General features: G+C 62.2%; 14 protein-coding genes. 12 read left to right on the top strand and 2 right to left on the bottom strand.

The features are described from left to right. Positions 1 to 4: 4 nt before the first annotated feature. The 3 genes from IB262_RS32400 to IB262_RS32410 all read left to right on the top strand — a co-directional run bounded on the left by IB262_RS32400 (position 5) and on the right by IB262_RS32410 (position 5,652). A complete protein-coding gene (locus IB262_RS32400; RefSeq protein ID WP_246802790.1) occupies positions 5 to 3,985 on the top strand; it encodes a VCBS domain-containing protein in 3,981 nt (1,326 codons plus the stop codon). Positions 3,986 to 4,058: 73 nt separating this feature from the next. Beyond that, the gene (locus IB262_RS32405; RefSeq protein WP_034798085.1) at positions 4,059 to 4,424 is read left to right on the top strand and encodes a hypothetical protein; all 366 of its coding nucleotides are present in this window, start codon (positions 4,059 to 4,061) and stop codon (positions 4,422 to 4,424) included. A 10-nt stretch (positions 4,425 to 4,434) separates the two neighbouring features. Further along, positions 4,435 to 5,652, top strand: coding sequence for an ABC transporter substrate-binding protein (locus IB262_RS32410; RefSeq protein ID WP_112975601.1), 1,218 nt, complete (start codon positions 4,435 to 4,437; stop codon positions 5,650 to 5,652). An 87-nt stretch (positions 5,653 to 5,739) separates the two neighbouring features. Here IB262_RS32410 and IB262_RS36175 read toward each other — a convergent pair whose 3' ends face one another. After that, complete coding sequence (locus IB262_RS36175) at positions 5,740 to 6,174, bottom strand: GNAT family N-acetyltransferase (protein ID WP_348646951.1); 435 nt, start codon at positions 6,172 to 6,174, stop codon at positions 5,740 to 5,742. Further along, entirely contained in the window at positions 6,056 to 6,439 is a 384-nt protein-coding gene (locus IB262_RS36180) for a hypothetical protein (protein WP_226020820.1), read from the bottom strand. The genes IB262_RS36175 and IB262_RS36180 overlap by 119 nt, the downstream gene beginning before the upstream one ends. Positions 6,440 to 6,644: 205 nt before the next feature. Here IB262_RS36180 and IB262_RS32420 point away from each other — a divergent pair, with 205 nt between their 5' ends. From IB262_RS32420 to IB262_RS32460, 9 genes are read left to right on the top strand one after another with little or no spacing between them, the layout of a single operon-like run. Further along, positions 6,645 to 7,694 carry a LacI family DNA-binding transcriptional regulator gene (locus tag IB262_RS32420; RefSeq protein WP_034798087.1) on the top strand — a complete coding sequence of 350 codons (1,050 nt, stop codon included), beginning with the start codon at positions 6,645 to 6,647 and terminating at the stop codon, positions 7,692 to 7,694. A gap of 2 nt (positions 7,695 to 7,696) precedes the next feature. After that, the gene (locus IB262_RS32425) at positions 7,697 to 8,662 is read left to right on the top strand and encodes an ABC transporter permease subunit (protein ID WP_082584572.1); all 966 of its coding nucleotides are present in this window, start codon (positions 7,697 to 7,699) and stop codon (positions 8,660 to 8,662) included. Next, on the top strand, positions 8,662 to 9,564 hold the full coding sequence (locus IB262_RS32430; RefSeq protein ID WP_192494333.1) for a carbohydrate ABC transporter permease: 903 nt from the start codon (positions 8,662 to 8,664) through the stop codon (positions 9,562 to 9,564). The genes IB262_RS32425 and IB262_RS32430 overlap by 1 nt, the downstream gene beginning before the upstream one ends. A gap of 49 nt (positions 9,565 to 9,613) precedes the next feature. Then, positions 9,614 to 11,035 carry an extracellular solute-binding protein gene (locus tag IB262_RS32435; protein WP_112975602.1) on the top strand — a complete coding sequence of 474 codons (1,422 nt, stop codon included), beginning with the start codon at positions 9,614 to 9,616 and terminating at the stop codon, positions 11,033 to 11,035. After that, positions 11,025 to 12,230, top strand: a complete 1,206-nt coding sequence (locus IB262_RS32440; protein ID WP_060520311.1) for an ADP-ribosylglycohydrolase family protein — start codon at positions 11,025 to 11,027, stop codon at positions 12,228 to 12,230. The genes IB262_RS32435 and IB262_RS32440 overlap by 11 nt, the downstream gene beginning before the upstream one ends. A gap of 16 nt (positions 12,231 to 12,246) precedes the next feature. Further along, positions 12,247 to 14,346, top strand: a complete 2,100-nt coding sequence (locus IB262_RS32445; protein WP_112975603.1) for an ADP-ribosylglycohydrolase family protein — start codon at positions 12,247 to 12,249, stop codon at positions 14,344 to 14,346. A 30-nt stretch (positions 14,347 to 14,376) separates the two neighbouring features. Then, complete coding sequence (gene ugpC / locus IB262_RS32450; RefSeq protein ID WP_034798094.1) at positions 14,377 to 15,426, top strand: sn-glycerol-3-phosphate ABC transporter ATP-binding protein UgpC; 1,050 nt, start codon at positions 14,377 to 14,379, stop codon at positions 15,424 to 15,426. Beyond that, the gene (locus IB262_RS32455) at positions 15,423 to 16,640 is read left to right on the top strand and encodes a CoA transferase (RefSeq protein ID WP_112975604.1); all 1,218 of its coding nucleotides are present in this window, start codon (positions 15,423 to 15,425) and stop codon (positions 16,638 to 16,640) included. Before ugpC ends, IB262_RS32455 begins: the two co-directional genes overlap by 4 nt. Next, on the top strand, positions 16,637 to 17,488 hold the full coding sequence (locus tag IB262_RS32460) for a CoA ester lyase (protein ID WP_060520307.1): 852 nt from the start codon (positions 16,637 to 16,639) through the stop codon (positions 17,486 to 17,488). The genes IB262_RS32455 and IB262_RS32460 overlap by 4 nt, the downstream gene beginning before the upstream one ends. Positions 17,489 to 17,504 lie beyond the last annotated feature (16 nt).

Raw genomic sequence — 17,504 nt, forward strand, 5'->3', positions numbered from 1 at the left:
GTCGCTGACGCAGACCTATGATGTGACCATCAATGACGGTCATGGCGGCACGGCGATCCAGACCGTGACGATCGTGATCACCGGCACCAACGACGCACCGGTCATCACTTCGGGCGTGCAGAGCGGTGCGGTCACGGAGATCGCCGACAAGGCGACGGGTGAGAACACGGTCACACACACGCAGGGCGGTGCGGTTGGCTTTAGCGATGTCGATACGCTCGACACGCACACCGCCAGCTTCAAGGCGAACGGCAACGGCTATCTCGGCACCTTCGCGCTCGACCCGCTGAACCAGGCAACCGATCAGGTCGGCTGGAGCTTCAAGGTTGCCGACAGCGTGCTCGACTCGCTGCAGGCTGGCCAGAAGCTGACGCAGACCTATGACGTCACCGTCGATGACGGCAAGGGCGGTACGGCGACGCAGACCGTGACGATCACGATCACCGGCACCAACGATGCCCCGGTCATCACCTCGGACGTGCAGAGCGGTGCGGTCACGGAGATCACCGACAAGGCGACGGGCGAGAACACGGCCACGCACACGCAGGGCGGTGCGGTTGGCTTTTCGGACGTCGATACGCTGGATGAGCACAGCGCTAGCTTCACGGCGAACGGCAACGGCTATCTCGGCACCTTCGCGCTCGACCCGCTGAACCAGGCAACCGATCAGGTCGGCTGGAGCTTCCAGGTTGCCGACAGCGTGCTCGACTCGCTGCAGGCTGGCCAGAAGCTGACGCAGACCTATGACGTCACCGTCGATGACGGCAAGGGCGGCACGGCGACCCAGACGGTGACGATCACGATCACCGGTACCAACGATGCCCCTGTGATCACCTCGGGTGTGCAGAGCGGTGCGGTGACGGAGATCGTCGACAAGGCGACGGGCGAGAATACGGTGACGCACACGCAGGATGGCGCGGTGACGTTTACCGACGTCGATACGCTGGACGAGCACAGCGCTAGCTTCACGGCGAACGGCAACGGCTATCTCGGCACCTTTGCGCTCGATCCGCTGAACCAGGCAACCGACAAGGTCGGCTGGAGTTTCAATGTCGCTGACAGCGTGCTCGATTCGCTGCAGGCGGGCCAGGTCCTGACGCAAACCTATGACGTCACCGTCGATGACGGCAAGGGCGGCACGGCGACCCAGACGGTGACGATCACGATCACCGGTACCAACGATGCGCCCATCATTACCTCGGGTACTCAGACCGGTTCTGTGACTGAGATCGCCGACAAGGCGACGGGCGAGAACACGGCCACGCACACGCAGGGTGGTACGATCGGCTTTTCGGACGTCGATACGCTGGATACCCACAGCGCCAGCTTCAAGGCGAACGGCAACGGCTACCTCGGCACCTTCGCGCTCGACCCGGTCAATCAGGCTGGCGACACGGTTGGCTGGAGCTTCCAGGTTGCTGACAGTGTGCTCGACTCGTTGCAGGCTGGCCAGACGCTGACGCAGACCTATGACGTGACCTTAGATGACGGCAAGAGCGGCACGGTGACCCAGACCGTGACGATCACGATCACCGGTACCAACGATGCGCCGATTATTACCTCGGGTACCCAAAGCGGTTCTGTGACGGAGATCGCCGACAACGCGGGTGGCGAGAACGCCACGCTTCATGCCAAGGCCGGCGAAGTGACGTTTAGCGATGCCGATACGCTGGACGTGCACAAAGCCAGCTTCGTAGCCGGCGGCAGCGGTTATCTCGGCACGTTCTCGCTCGGTGCGGTCGATCAGGCCGGCAATTCGGTCGGCTGGAGCTTCCAGGTTGCCGACAGCGTGCTGGACTCGCTGCAGGCGCACCAGGTGCTGACGCAGACCTATGAGGTGACCGTCGACGACGATCACGGCGGCACGGCGAAACAGACGGTGACGATCACGATCACCGGCACCAACGACGCTCCTATTCTGACTGTCGATAACTCTGGCTCTGTCACGGAGGACGTAAGCGTCGTTGCGGGTAAGCTCAGCGATAGCGGAAGCCTGAGCTATGCCGACGTCGACATCGGTGATACGCACACGGTATCGAGTACGCTGGCCGGTGCACCCGTATGGTCCGGCGGTAATCTTTCGGCAGTGCTGAGCGCGTCGCAGATCGCCGAGTTGACCAGCAACTTCTCGACGGCAGGTTCTAGCTGGAACTACAATGTCTCTAACGCGCTGGTGCAGTTCCTCGACAGCGGCGAGACGATTACGTTCTCCTACAATGTCGCCGTTACCGATAGCAAAGGAGCAACCGACACTGAGACTGTGACGATCACCATCAACGGCGCCAACGACGCGCCGGTGGTTGCCAGCACCAGCGTCTGGCTTCCGAGCGATCCTACGCAGCAGGCAACCGGCTACACCAATGGCTATCCGCTACACGTATCCGTGCCGACGGATGTCGATGGCGAAAACGTGACCGTTACCGCGACGACTGCGCCAAACGAAGTTTTCTATTTCAACGGCAATAGCTACGTCCAGCTCATCGCCGGAACCGTACTTTACAATCCTGCGGCGGGGATCAACCTGCTTGATGATCTCGTCTATCGGCCAACTTCGATTGTGAATGACACCCCTTCGGTTACTCTGAACCTTAGCGCAAACGACGGATCGGGGCCCGTGCCCTATTCTGTAACCATAAGCGAAATCGCTCCGACGAGGATCGGCGGGCCCGTCAACTCGATATCCGACAATTCCGGCCCGCTCACGTCGGGTAATAGCGCGCAAGCCAATGTAGTACTCGGATCGACGTTTGCTTCTGCAGTCAACGCTGACCCATCTGGTGGCTTGCTAAGCCTGTTCACCAACTTTCAGAACTGGAACAACAAGGGGGCGACTGATCCCAGCGGCACCTATGCAACTGTGAACAGTGGTGATCGGAACGGCAATGACCTGGAGAAACAGGTCAACGTCTTTGTCTTTGTCGACGGCATAAAATTTCAGGTGATATTTGCCAACGACGCTAATCCCGACAATTGGGCCTACGACGCCTCTTCCGGTTTGATGAAGGCCGACGTCGATTTCGACTTGATCAAGAACACGACCAATTCCTCGCAGACATTAGCGCAATATCTGGCGATCCCTGCAAACGCACCTGAAGCAACCGACGTTTGGACCGTACAATACGAAGACAACAAGGGGGGCAACGAACAGGCACGATACTTCAAGTTCGACTTCTCGAAATTTGACCCGGGTGACCCAGGCATCATCGTGGTGGGTGACAGCGGCAAGTCCAACCTCATCTACGGCACCTCGGGCAACGATACCCTGACCGGCGGCGCTCTCGACGATACCATCATCGGCCGTGGCGGAAACGACCTGATCAACGGCGGCGGCGGACACGATACACTGAGGGGCGGCGGCGGAAGCGACAGGATCGATGGTGGTGCCGACAATGACCTGCTCGACCTATCCGACTCGACTGCGGGTGTAACCTTCACCCTGGTGCAGGGCAGCAGCGACACGACAGTGAACCTGACGAGCGTGGGTCTCGGGACCGACACATATCGCAATATTGAGGGGCTTATCGGCTCCGATTACAGTGATACGCTCACAGGTAGCGCTTCGGACGACCAAATCTATGGTGGTCGAGGTGCCGATACCATAATTGGTGGTGGGGGCAATGATATGCTTTATGGGGGTGCCGGCGCCGACCACATGACTGGCGGCGGGGGCGGAGATACGTTCGTCATCGGCTCCGATGCCCCTGGTATCGAAGACGTCATTACCGACTACAATTATGGTGATGGTGACGCTGTCGATCTATCCGAGTTGCTTGGCAGCCTCCCCTCGAACACAACGCTCGAAAACAACTATGTCCGCGTACAAGACGCGGGCGGTGACAACGCCAATTTGCAGGTGGACACCGATGGTGTCGGCAGCGGCGGCTGGCATACGGTTGCGGTGCTGGAAGATTTCCACGTCTCGACGGATGTGGTGAAGATCCTGTTCAATAATAATGGGACGAAAACGGAACAGGACGTCCACTAACGCAAGGTCGATCTCGACAGTTCTGCGGTTCTCGGCAATCATCCGGGAACCGCGTATTCAGGGGGAGTTTTTCATGAGCAGAAGCATGCTGGCGGGGGTGATGCTCGCACTGATGCCCATATCCAGTTTCGCGGCCGACCTTATCGGCGACTATGCGCCGGCGGCCCGGCAATGCACCGAGATCAGCCAGTCCGCGCTGACGGTCGATCAGGACGTGGCGACGCTGACCAAGGAAGTCGTGGCGCGCATGGACGAGGCGATTGCCGTTGCCGACGATCCGCGCTGGATCGCTTCGACGCGGCCGGCCTTCGTCTGGGCGTCCGAGACCAAGGTCGCCTGCGGCAAGGCCTATGGTTACCTGCAATCGAGCTGGCGTGACGAGGACTACATTGCCAAGTGCGATTGCTTCTACGCCAAAATGCGGCACTTCATGAATTGAGACAGCCGGTATGATCGAAATGCCCCACGTTGTGGTTTCCCCGGCACGGCGCGTGTCGTCGTGCCGACGATGGCTGGCACTCGGCGTGCTGGCGCTTGGAGTCCTTGCCGGCTGCCAGGGTGCTCCCACCGCCCCTGAGGTGCTCGACGTCGAATCGCCGCAGGCAAGGCATGCCCGGCGCGCATCCGAGCATGCGGTGAAGTTGCAGGAGGCCTTCGGAACCGGCGCAACGCGTGTCGGGCTTATCACTGCACTGATGGCGCCTTCGGGCGAAACGGTGCGCGAACGCGACATCCGCGACGGGGCGTCGCTCGCCGTGGACGAGGTGGGTGGTGGCCAGCTTTCGCTTTTGGTCGAAAATACCGACGGTTCGCCGCAGCAAGTCCAGGACGCCGCCAAGCGTCTCGCGGGCCAGAACGCGGCGTTGATTGCGCTGTCGGTTGCGGACGTGCCTGTCAGCACCGTCCGCCAGGGACTTGGCTCTGCCCGCGCGCCGCTTCTCGCGTTGCGCGGCAACGGCGCCGAGCGGCCGGCCGGCACCTTCGCCTTCGTTTCTGACCGCATCGATAGCGCTGTCGAGGGCGCTTCCTATGCTTTTGCCTCCGGCCGCAAGCGGCTGATCGTGCTTTTGCCCAGCGATGTCTCTGCCGCCGAACGGCAAAGGCTGGATCGCGGTCTTGCGGGCTATGGCATCAAGCCGGCGCTTGTCGCCGTGACCGGCATCACGACATTTTCCGGTGACGCGGCCGCCAAGGCAAAGCTAAAGGATATTGATGCGGTTCTCCTCATCGGATCGGAAGGGGGGGAGGTCGGTTCTCTGTCGCAACTCAAGGCCAACGGCTATCTGAAACCGAATGCAATGGTCGTCGGAACTTCCGGTTGGACGAATGCCGCCTACAAGCGACCCGAATTTTCCGGAAGCCACCTCTGTCTCTTCGGCCCGGAAAACGGCTCGCGGATGACGTCGCGCTTCCTCGATCGCTACGAGCGTGCGGCAAGTGCGGACGCGGCTTATGGGTTCGACGTCATCGCCCTTGCGGCTGGTCTCGTGCGGTCCCAGGGGGAAGGCGCCATCAATCAGGAAAGCATCCGCGCGCCAAACGGTTTCGTCGGTGCGGCGGCCACCTTCCGGTTCACAAAGGACGGCTCGGTAGAGCGAACCTGCGCCATCTACCAGGTGACCGCCGGCAGCGTGAAGCTTCTGGATCCCGCGCCCCGCTCGTTCTGACCGAAGCGTTGTTGACCAAAAACCGATGCGGCGAGCGATCGCGCTGCATTCGGTGTAGAGAAGCGGGCGAGGGCACGGCAGCTAAGTTCACGTTATCCGCAAGCTCGCGCCGCGAAGCCGGAGGCCAAGGCGGGAGGCGACACGCTTCGACGACGCGTTGTCTCGATCGGTACTGTAAAACAAGGTGCGAGAGCGAAGCGTCGGCAGCCGCGACCAACCAGCCGTCGCAGCAGCGCCGAAACCGCGTCCTCGAAACGCCTTGGCGGTCACAAGCCCGAGTTCGGCGCCGGAATCGGTGAGCCGCGCCGCACATGCCAGGGAGGCGACTTCACCGTCGACAATGGCAGCGCACCAGGGCGACCAGAAGTCGGCAACGCCGTGGAAACCAAGATCGAACCAGGCCTCAGGAATCCCATCCGTCGCCTTCTTCGGAGTCGTTGCCAACGAGCCGCGCATCGCCTTGGTGAGGAGTGTCGTGCTGCAACTCAAAGACAAGGCCGAAATCGTATTCGGCAGGCCCATCATCACCAAGCAGCGACAGATAGCGCTCAAGGTTCACAGGCGTGCTGGGATGAACGAAGGGCGGTTCGATTGCGGCAAGTCCTTCCAGCTCCGCGACCAGACCGCCCGGCAGGTCCGCGCGTGCTTCGCACAGGTTTCCCTCCGCGCATCCGGCGAGCCAGAAGCGCGGGCCCGGTGCCTGATCCGGATCGGCGCGTGTTCGAAACAATGTGTGGAAGTCTGTTTTCAGCCAATGGCTTGCTGGTATCATGAGGCGATCGCTCAATAATATCCCCGCATCCGTCGAGTACGTTCCTGGCGTGAGGGGGCAAGATGCCCACGGCGAGATCGGTCGCGCGCAATCGGCGACAAAGGAGCCTTGCGTTAAGGCGGGATTTTCGTGTCTTGCCAATGCGTGAACTCTCATGGTAACGTTCCCACGAGCTTGAGGCCTGTTACCTTTGATGATGGCTTCCGGCCCGGGAGGAAACATGAAGAACGGACCCCGGCAACGGGCCACCATTATCGACGTCGCGGAGCGGGCAGGGGTCTCGAAGAGCACGGTTGCACGTGTTCTGGCGGGTTCTGCCAGCATTTCCGACGAAGCCCGCGACCGCGTGCTGAAGGCCGTTGCAGCCACCGGCTACGAGCGCAATCATCTGGCCGTCGGCATGCGTTCGGGGCGCAGCGGCATGCTCGGCCTGGTCATTCCCGATATCACCAACCCCTTCTGGGCCGAAGTCGCCCGCGGCGCCCAGGATCGCGCCGCCAAGGACGACATTTCGCTTCTCGTCTTCTCGTCGGACTGGGATGCCGGCACGGAGGCGACGCATCTTCGCGCCCTGCGGCGCGCCCGTGTCGATGGCGCGATCATCAATCCGGTCGCCGACAATTTCGATGATCTCGATCGCTTCGGCTTACCCTTCGTTTTCATCGGATCGAGCGCCGAGCGTTTTCCGGATACCTTGAGCGTCGGATCGGATATCGCCCAGGCTGTCCGTCTCGGCATGGATATCCTCGTTGAGCGCGGACACCCGGCGCCGGCCCTGATGCTCGGCCCGCGGTCGCGTCTTGCGCGCGCCCGGTTCCTGCGCGCCGTGCACGAGCATTGCATCGCGCGCGACATCGACCCCGACATCTTGCTGGTGGAGGAATCCGACTACACGGTCGAGGGTGGCCGAAAGGCCATGGGGCGTTTGCTCGCCGGGCCGTGGAGAGGCAGTCGCGCCGTCTTCGTCGCCAACGACCTGATGGCACTCGGTGCCATGATCGCCGTGCGCGAGGCGGGGCTCCGGTGCCCGGAGGATATTTCCATTCTTGGCTTCGACGGCATTCCGGCGGGTGCTTTCTCCTGGCCCGGTCTGACGACGATCGAAAAACCTGGCCGGCAGATCGGCATTCGCGCGGTCGAATGCCTGCTCGATCAGATTGCCGGCCGCCCGGAGCACGGCCGGATATTTCTGCCGTGCCGACTGGTCGAGCGCGGTTCGCTTGCCGATGTCTCGGCCTCGGTAGCTGTGCGCACGGCGGCAGGGAGGTAACAATGAGCGTAAGCAACGATCTTGTAGCGGATGCAGCCATGCCTAGAAGTGGGAACGTTCCCAACGTCCATCGGCGAAGCGTCACGAAAAACGTGCGGCAATGGTGGCCCTACTACCTGATGATGGCGCCTGGGCTGATCTTCTTCGTGATCTTTCACTATTTTCCGATCTGGGAAGCCAAGATCGCCTTCGAGCAGTTGCGCATCATCCCGCCGAACATCTGGGTCGGGATCAAGCATTTCCAGACGCTCTTCTCCTCGCCGATCTTCTGGCAGGTGCTGATAAACACGCTGATCATCTCGACGATGAAGATCGTCTTCGTCTTCCCGGTCCCGATTATCGTTGCGCTGCTGCTCAACGAGATCCGGGGCGGCGCTTTCCGCAAGTTCATCCAGTCGGCGATCTACCTGCCGCATTTCCTTTCCTGGGTGGTCATCGCCGGCGTGTTCATCGCGGTGCTTTCGCCGAGCGACGGCGCGGTCAACGACATCATCGGTTTCTTCGGATTGCAGCCGGTCTCCTTCATGACCGACACGGGCTCGATCCGCTGGGTGCTGGTCTTCTCCGAGATCTGGCGATCGGCCGGCTGGGACAGCCTGCTTTACCTCGCCGCCATCATCGCCATCGACCAGGAGCTCTATGATGCGGCCGAGATCGACGGAGCCAATCGCTGGCAGAAGATCCGCTACGTCACCATTCCCGGCATCGTGCCGACGATCGCGACGCTGTTCATCCTCAACGCCGGCATGTTCCTGAACGCCGACCTCAACCAGGTGATCAACTTCTCCAACGACGTGGTGCGCAGCAAGATCGATATCATCGACACCTATGTCTACCGCATCGGCCTGCAGACCGGCGAGTATTCGCTGGCAACGGCCGCCGGCCTCTTCAAGGCGGTTCTCGGCATGCTGATGATCGTCGCCGCCCACCTTCTTTCCAAACGTCTTACCGGCAAGGGGGTATGGTGATGGCCGCCCACAACGTTCGCAGAACGCCGCTCGAGCGGCTCGAATATGCGATCATCGTCTCGACGCTGATGTTCCTCGTCGTACTGACGGTCCAGCCGCTGCTCAACCTGCTCGCCATCTCCTTTTCGGATCCGGGCAAGGTTGCCGGCATGAGCGGCCTGACGGTGGTCCCCAACGGGTTTTCGACCGACGTCTGGAGCCTCCTGGTCAACAACCCGGCCGTCCAGCGCGGCCTCCTGAACTCGATCTTCATCACGCTGGTCAGCACCGTCCTTGGTGTCGTGCTGACGGCGCTGATGGCCTGGGCACTTTCCCGCCCGGGTTTGCCGGGGCGGCGCGCGATTTTCGTCTTCGTGCTGGTGACGATCGTCTTTGAGCCCGGCATCATTCCCGATTATTTCATCAACAAGCGCCTCGGCCTTCTCGACAGCTACTGGTCTCTGATCCTCTTCAAGGTTGTGAACGCCTGGTATCTGATCATTCTCGTCCGCTTCTTCGAGGAAGTGCCGAAGGAACTGATCGAGGCCTCGGAGCTCGACGGCGCCAACCCTTTCCAGATCTCCTGGTACGTGGCGCTACCACTCGCCAAGTCGGCGCTTGCGACCATCGCTCTCTTCTACTTCGTCTTCCACTGGAACGAGTTCTTCCGGGCGATGATCTATCTCAACGACCAGTCAAAATGGCCGCTGCAGGTCGTGCTGCGCCAGTTCGTGGTCGAGGGCGACAAGCTCGCCATGGTCGGGGTCGTCGACAGCAACAACTACACCGGTGCGAGCCAGATCAACATTCGCGCGCTGAAGGCAGGCATGATCCTGCTTACGATCGCGCCGATCCTCGCAATCTACCCACTCATTCTGAAGTTCTTCACCAAGGGCACCATGAGCGGTGCGCTGAAGGGCTGACGATGCAGAACCGAACCATAAAAGCCATAGCATATTGGGAGGAACAAACATGCTTGGAAAACTGATCCTTGGCGCAACCACCGCCATGGCATTGATGGCGAGCGTCGCCATGCCCGCCTTCGCCGATCCGGTGACGATCCGCGTCGTCTCGAAGGATCTCACGACGAGCAATCCTGACGACGTGAAGCTGATGAAGGCCTATGAGGAGGCGCTGAAGGCCAAGGGCACCGACATCCATATCCAGGTCGTCGACCTGCCGTCCTCTGGCTATGCCGACAAGCTCAGCGCCATGCTTCTGTCCGGTGATATCCCCGATCTCATCTATTTCCAGGGCGGCGACGCCAAGATGGCCGAACAGGGCGTGCTGGAGGACTGGAACACCTGGCTGCCGAAGACGACCTATCTCAAGGACGCGCTCTTCCCGCACAATGTCGAGCGGCTGAAGAACTATCCCTACCTGCTCTATGTCTACCCGCCGCGCATACCGCAGCCGGTGATCCGCGCGGATTGGCTCGAGAAAGCGGGCGTCGAAGCACCGAAGACTACGGACGACTACGTCACCCTCTTCAAGGCGATCAAGGACGGCGATTTCGACGGCAACGGCAAGGCCGACAGCTACGGCGTTACCACCGCCGACAACACTCAAGAGCTCGACGCCGTCTTCAATCAGGCATTTGGCGTCACCGGAACCTGGCTGAAGAACGATGCTGGCGAGTGGATCCATGCCCGCGTTTCGGCCGCGGAAAAGGCAAAGATCGCTTTCTACGCATCGCTCCGCGAGCAGGGTCTCTATGATCCGGAATTCATCACCACCAAGTGGGACGTGAAGGAAGACAAGTTCTATTCCGGCCGTGCCGGGGTGATCTTCGGTTCCTCCGCAGAGGTCATCGACATCTATGGCGGCAAGATGCGCCAGGCCCATCCCGGCGTGACCCTCAGCCTGCTTTCGCCGCCGAAGGGTCCGGGCGGCCAGGGCCTGATGGCGCTGGACGTCTCCAAGGAAGCGCGCGGTCTCGCGATCGCAACGACCTCGGAGCACAAGGAGGAGGTGGTCAAGTTGCTCGACTTCATCGCCAGCCCCGAGGGCCAGGCGATTGAACGGCTCGGCTTTGAGGGCGAGCAGTACACCAAGGACGGCGAAACCATCAAGCCGACCGACAAGCTCGCTACCTGGTATGCCCGCTTCCTCGTTGCCGCCAACTGGCAGCCGCCGGTTCAGTGGCTGAGCGATGCCGCGCAGCAATCGCTGAAGACGATCTCCGCCGACTTCAAGCCGGACAACGCCTTCGTCTGGCCTGCGGAATACGCCACCGACATCGACGCCACGGAGAACGTCTACCGGGCCTGGGTTTACAAGTTCGTCGCCGGCGAAGCCAAGATGGACCAGTGGGACCAGTTCGTTTCCGAGTGGAACGCTGCCGGCGGCGAGAAAATGACCGAATATGCAAGGACGGTTCTCAATGACAAATGATGCTCAAGGGCTCTCCCTTAAGGGACGGGTTCGGGCGCTTCTCTTTGGCGTCGCCTACGGCGACGCCATCGGGGCGCCGGTCGAAAAGCTCTCCGCTGCGGAAATCCGCCAGCGCTATGGCCGGGTGACATCGCTCGACACAGAGTGGCACCGCATGAAGCAGAGTGAGGCGGCCCGCAACGGCCGTGTCCGCGGCAGCGGCATCGTCACCGACGACACGCTGATGACGCTCTGCGTGATGTCGATCTACGACGACGTGAAGCGCCATCTCGATGCCTGGGATATGGCCTCGGGCATGGTGCGGGAAATTGCCTGGACGCCGCGCTGGGTGCCGGAGCTGCAGCGCGAGACGATGCTGATCGAGCGGCTGTTCTATCCTGAGAAGTGGATCTTCCAGCGCCATCAACTTTCCGGCTGCGACCCGCGCCAGGGCGGCGTCGGCAACATGGTGAACTGTGGCGCGGCGATGTACATCGCGCCGATCGGCGTCGCCAACGCCTGTGATCCGAAGGCAGCCTATGATGAGGCGATCGCCTTTGCCTCCGGCCACCAGCAGAGCTTCGGCCTGGAAGCTGCCGGCGTACTCGCCGCCGCGGTCGCCGCCGCTTTCGTGCCGGGCACCACCCTCGACACCGTCATCAAAGAAACGCTGGCCGTTGCCAAGGACGGAACGCGTGATGCGATCGCCGATATCGTCGAGGCTGCGGGCTCATTGAAGGGCGCGGATCATGCGACAGTCGTCGCCGAATTCCACCGCATCATCGCGCGCTATTCTCCAATGGGCGACGACGTGCAGCACACGCCGCAGAAGGCCGGCATTGCGACCGACGCCTACCAGCCATCGCGTCTGCACGCGATCGAGGAACTGCCGCTGGCGCTCGGCTTTGCGGTCGTCAATGACGGTGATTTCTACAAGTCGATCATCGACGGCATCAACTCCGGCCGCGATACGGACTCGATCGGCGTCATGGCCGGCGCAATCCTCGGCGCCATGCAGGGCGAGAGCATCATCGACCGGGCGATGGTCTCCCAGCTCGACCGTGTCAACAAGCTCGATCTCTACCGATCGGCCGATGCTTTTACCGCAACCGTGACCGCAATCCGGGCGGCCGACCACAAACGCGAAATGGCGCGGGCCACGGCGCGCGCAGGCCTCTTTGCCGCTCCCGAGCTCACCCAGGTTTCCAGTCTCTAGAATTCGAAAGTATCCGATGCTCAGCACCACAGAAATCTTCGAGCGTATCTATTCCGGTTTTATCGGCAAGGCGATCGGCGTGCGCTTGGGCGCACCTGTCGAACCGACGATCTGGAGCTATGAACGCGTCCGGGACACCTATGGCGAGGTGACGGAATATCTGCGCGATTTCAAGAATTTCGCTGCCGATGACGACACCAACGGTCCGGTCTATTTCATCCGGGCGCTGCGCGACTACGGTCTCGGCGCCACCGCCGAAGAGGTCGGCAAGACCTGGCTGAACTATGCGGCCGAGGAACACGGCATGTATTGGTGGGGCGGCTTCGGCAATTCGACCGAGCATACCGCCTACCAGAACCTGCGCGCTGGCATTCCGGCGCCGCAATCCGGCTCGATCGCCCAGAACGGCACGACGGTTGCCGAGCAGATCGGCGGGCAGATTTTCATCGACAGCTGGGGCTGGGTGCATCCGGCCGACCCGAAGAAGGCAGCCGAAGCCTCAGCCCGTGCGGCAAGTGTCGCCCATGACGGCGAGGGCCTGCATGGCGCCCGCTTCTGCGCCGCGGCCATCGCCCAGGCTTTTGTTGCCAAGAACATCGAGGACGTGATCGAGACGGGTCTCGCGACAATCCCGGCCGACTCCCTCTATGCCAAGGTTTCGCGCGCGGTACTCCGCTTCCACGACAGCAACCGGAACGACTGGCGTGCCTGCCGCGACATGTTGACGGCGGATTGGGGCTATGACCGCTATCCCGGCGTCTGCCACATCATTCCGAATGCCGGCGTCTTGATCATGAGCCTGATCTACGGTCAGGGCGATCTGCCGCGCACCGTCGAGATCGCCACCATGGCCGGCTGGGACACGGACTGCAACGCCGGCAATGCCGGTGCGATCGTCGGCACCCTGCAAAAGGTGCAGCCGGGCTGGGACAAGTACCGCAAGCCGATCAACGATTTCGTCGTCGCTTCCGGCGTAACCGGTACGGTCAACGTCGTCGACATCCCCTCCTTTGCCCGTGAACTGACGGTGCTGGCGCTCCGCCTGCAGGGACGGGAGGCTCCGGCGCTCTGGGTCGAGGATTTCGAGCGCCGCGGCGTTCGCTTCGATTTCGACGCACCCGGCGCCACCCATGGCTTCCGCACCGAGCCCTTCAACCAGATCGCCGTCAAGGCATCGGCGGAGCGTCATACGGATAACGCCAAGGGATCGCTGGAAATCCTGCTCGACCGTCTCGAGCGCGGGCATGGTGGACGCATTTTCTGGAAGCCCTTCTATCGCCGCTCCGACTTCGACGACGAGCGCTACCGCCCGATGTTCACGCCGCTTGCCGATGACGGCCAAAGGGTGTCGTTCAAGCTCTGGCTCGACCCTTGGAACGGTGACGGCAACCTGCGTGTGGCGCCCTATGTTCGCCGCGCCATGACAGGCGCCATCCAGGAAACAGGCGCCTGGCACGTGCCGTCTGCGAGCGGCTGGCAGGACTACGCGTTCACCATCCCCGACGGCAACGGCGAGGCGGTCGACGAGATCGGCATCCTGGTCGAATATTTCGGGCGCCTGAAATTCCTCGGCCGGCTGTTCCTTGCGGACTTCTCCGTATCCGGCAAGGGGCGCGCCGTCATCGACCCGTCCAAGGAAGCGCATGAATGGGGCGGCATCACCCGCTTCACCTGGAACCGCGGCCATTGGAGCCTGCAGCAAGGCCGCATCCATGCCCATACCGCAACCGACGCGGACGCCTGGACGGGCAACGCCTATCTCCGCGACGTCAGTGTCAAGGCCGAGCTTCAGCCGCACTCGGGTGCCTCGCACCTGGTGGTGGCCCGGGCTCAGGGTACGAGCCGCTTTTATGCCGCCGGTTTCGAGAACGGCGAAGCCGTGATCCTTCTTGAAGACCACGGCACGAAGATCCTCGCGCACAGCCCGTTCCGTATCGAATACGGCCGGAGCTACGCGGTCGATCTCACTGTCGAAGGTGGCAAGCTGACGCTTTCCGTCGATGGCGAGCGGCTGCTTCAGGCGGACGATGGGACGCTGCGCTACGGCATGGCTGGCCTTCGCATGGCGTCTGCCGGGCGCATGTCGATCGGCCGGCTTGAGGTCGCCGAGCGCTAACTGCGCGAGGCGGAAAGAAAGGGAGGAAACATGTCCGAGATAGAGCTTAGAAGCGTCGGCAAGAGCTATGGCAGTGTCGCCGTGCTCAACGACATCTCGCTGGAAATGGGCGACGGCGAATTCGTCGTGCTCGTCGGCCCTTCGGGCTGCGGCAAGTCTACGCTGTTGCGCATGATCGCCGGGCTGGAGGATATTTCAGCTGGCGAGATCACCATCGGTGGCAAGGTCGTCAACGATATGCCGGCCAAGGAGCGTGACATCGCCATGGTCTTCCAGTCCTATGCGCTCTATCCGCACATGAAGGTCGCGGAAAACATGAGCTTCGCCTTGAAGCTCGCCGGTGCGCCGAAGGCGGAGATCGAAAAGCGCGTTACCCAGGCGGCCGAAATCCTCGGCCTCGAAAAGCTGCTCGACCGCCTGCCGCGGGAACTTTCCGGGGGCCAGCGCCAGCGTGTCGCCATGGGTCGCGCCATCGTGCGCGACCCGCGTGCCTTCCTCTTCGACGAACCTCTGTCGAACCTCGATGCCAAGCTGCGCGTGAAGATGCGCAGCGAAATCAAGAAACTGCATCAACGGCTTCGCCGCACGATGGTCTATGTCACCCACGACCAGACCGAGGCCATGACCATGGCCGACAAGATTGTGGTGATGAACGGCGGAAAGATCGAGCAGGCGGGCGCACCGCTCGATCTTTACAACGATCCTGCCAATCTCTTCGTCGCCGGCTTCATCGGCTCGCCGGAGATCAACCTGATCGAGGCAGTCACAGAGGGAGCGACGGCCTTGACCCGGGGCGGCGTATCCCTGCCGCTCGGGCGACAGGTGCAGGCTGGCAAGCGGGTCGTCTGCGGCATCCGCCCGCAGCACATCACGCTCGGAACAACGGGCGTGCCGGGGCGCATCAGCCTCGTCGAGCCGACCGGCGAGGACCAGGAAATCGTCGTCGACATGGGCGGCCAGGATATCTCGGTCGTCGTCCACGGCGGCAAGCTGCTTTCGGCCGGGCAGGATGTGACGCTGACGATCGATGCCGACAAGGTTCTGCTCTTCGACAAGGACACCGGGGAGCGCCTTCGATGAGTGGATTTGCGAAGCGACAGTTCGATCCCGACGCCAAGGGACCGCTGGTCGGCACGAGGGTTCTGGATCTTTCCCGGCTCGTTGCCGGCAACATGTTGTCGCTGCAGCTGGCCGATGCCGGCGCCGATGTCATCAAGATCGAGCCGCCGGCGGGCGATCCGCTCAGAGACTGGAAGGATGATGGCCACTCGCTCTATTGGAAGACCTATAGCCGCAACAAGCGCTCCGTCGTTCTGAACCTCAGGCAAGAGACGGCGATGACGGCGCTCTGGGCACTGATCGATACGGCCGATGTCTTCATCGAGAATTTCCGGCCGGGAACGCTGGAGCGCATGGGGCTTTCGCCGGAAACGCTGCACGCCCGCAATCCCAACCTGATCATCGTGCGCATTTCCGGTTTCGGCCAGACGGGGCCTTACGCGCAGTTCCCGGGCTTTGGCACCATCATCGAAGGCATGAGCGGTTTTGCCTACAGAACCGGCTTTCCCGATCGCGAGCCCGTGCTGCCGCCGCTGGCGCTTGCCGACATGATCGCCGGTGTCTATGGCAGCTCGGCCACCGTGACAGCGTTGCTTGCGCGCGATCGCGGCTACGCAAAAGGACAGGTCATCGACCTGTCGCTGCTGGAACCGATGTTCTCGGTGCTCGGGCCAGAAGCGGCGATCTATCAGACGACCGGCAAGATCAAGGAGCGCGTGGGCAGCGCCTCCAATACGGCCGCCCCGCGCAATGTCTACCGCTGCCGCGACGGAAAGTACGTGGCGCTGTCGGGATCGACGCCGCAGGTCGCACGGAGGATCTTCGAGATCATCGGCCGTGCCGACATGAACCAGGACCCGCGCTTTGCCACCAATTCTGAACGCGTCAAAAATCGCGATCTGGTCGACGAGGCCGTTGGCGGCTGGTTTGCCCGGCACGACCATGACGAGGCGCTGAAGATCATGCGTGACGCCGGCGCGACGGTCGGGCCGATCTACAACATCGCAGATGCCGCGTCGGACCCGCATTTCGCCGAGCGCGAAATCATCGTCGATGTGGAGGATGACGAGTTCGGCAGCCTGCCGATGCACAACATCGTGCCGCGGCTTTCCCAGACGCCGGGCGTCTGGCGGCGGCCGGCACCAGCGCTTGGGGAACACACGGCGGAAGTTCTGGCCGAAGCGGGACTGGATCGCGGCGCGATCGAGACGATACTCCAGGGTAAAGCCGCATGAGGCTTCGCTCCCTACTCTACGTCCCGGCCTCGTCCGCAAAATTCATCGCCAAGGCGCACGAACGCGGAGCGGATGCGATCATCCTCGACCTGGAAGATTCAGTCGCCCCGGATCAGAAACAGGCCGCAAGGGATGGGTTGAAGGACGCCGTGGCGCAGGTGGCACGCGGTGGTGCGACCGTCTTTGTCCGCATCAATTCGGCGCCGGATCTGCGGATGGCGGATGCAGAGGCCGCCTGCCGTGCCGGCGCGTTCGGTCTCTATGTCGCGAAAACCCGGTCGCCGCAGGAGCTAGAGGATATTGCAGCGCATCTCGCACCAGTTGAGCGGCAGATCGGCAGGCCGCCGGTCGCCTTCGTGCCACTCCTCGAAGATGCCGGGGCAGTTCTCGATGCGCGCGCGATTGCCCGCGTCAGCCGCGTGGTCGGCCTTGCCGCTGGCGGCGAAGACATCGCGACCAGCATGGGCGCAGAACCGCTGCCAGACGTATTGCGACTTCCGAAACTGATGGTCCACCTTGCCGCCAAGGCGGAAGGCAAGCTGTCCTTCGGCATGCTTTTGACGGTCGCGGACTATAGGCGACTGGATGCCTTGAAGGCAGCCGCTCGTGAGGCGAAGGCCCACGGGTTCGATGGCGCGAGCTGTGTCCACCCGTCCGTGGTCCCGGTGCTGAATGCGTCTTACTCCCCGAGCCCAGAACGGATCGCCTGGGCAAAGTCCGTGATCGACGCAGCGAAGACGGCGCAGGCAGACGGCCGTGGCGCCTTCGTGCTGAACGGGACCATGGTGGATGCGCCGATCATCGAGCGCGCGCATGATGTTCTCGAACAGGCAGGCGACCTCGGCTGACGCTCAGCGCAGCTTG

Source organism: Ensifer sp. ENS02, assembly GCF_014851885.1.
Taxonomy (GTDB): domain Bacteria; phylum Pseudomonadota; class Alphaproteobacteria; order Rhizobiales; family Rhizobiaceae; genus Ensifer; species Ensifer adhaerens.

Excerpts from the sequence above, each read along its gene's own strand:
- IB262_RS32445 (WP_112975603.1), top strand. The coding sequence starts at position 12,247 with ATGCTCAGCACCACAGAAATCTTCGAGCGTATCTATTCCGGTTTTATC.
- IB262_RS32410 (WP_112975601.1), top strand. The coding sequence starts at position 4,435 with ATGATCGAAATGCCCCACGTTGTGGTTTCCCCGGCACGGCGCGTGTCG.
- IB262_RS32440 (WP_060520311.1), top strand. The coding sequence starts at position 11,025 with ATGACAAATGATGCTCAAGGGCTCTCCCTTAAGGGACGGGTTCGGGCG.
- IB262_RS32455 (WP_112975604.1), top strand. The coding sequence starts at position 15,423 with ATGAGTGGATTTGCGAAGCGACAGTTCGATCCCGACGCCAAGGGACCG.
- IB262_RS32460 (WP_060520307.1), top strand. The coding sequence starts at position 16,637 with ATGAGGCTTCGCTCCCTACTCTACGTCCCGGCCTCGTCCGCAAAATTC.
- IB262_RS32430 (WP_192494333.1), top strand. The coding sequence starts at position 8,662 with ATGGCCGCCCACAACGTTCGCAGAACGCCGCTCGAGCGGCTCGAATAT.
- IB262_RS32435 (WP_112975602.1), top strand. The coding sequence starts at position 9,614 with ATGCTTGGAAAACTGATCCTTGGCGCAACCACCGCCATGGCATTGATG.
- IB262_RS32420 (WP_034798087.1), top strand. The coding sequence starts at position 6,645 with ATGAAGAACGGACCCCGGCAACGGGCCACCATTATCGACGTCGCGGAG.
- ugpC (WP_034798094.1), top strand. The coding sequence starts at position 14,377 with ATGTCCGAGATAGAGCTTAGAAGCGTCGGCAAGAGCTATGGCAGTGTC.
- IB262_RS36175 (WP_348646951.1), bottom strand. The coding sequence starts at position 6,174 with ATGGGCCTGCCGAATACGATTTCGGCCTTGTCTTTGAGTTGCAGCACG.
- IB262_RS32405 (WP_034798085.1), top strand. The coding sequence starts at position 4,059 with ATGAGCAGAAGCATGCTGGCGGGGGTGATGCTCGCACTGATGCCCATA.
- IB262_RS32425 (WP_082584572.1), top strand. The coding sequence starts at position 7,697 with ATGAGCGTAAGCAACGATCTTGTAGCGGATGCAGCCATGCCTAGAAGT.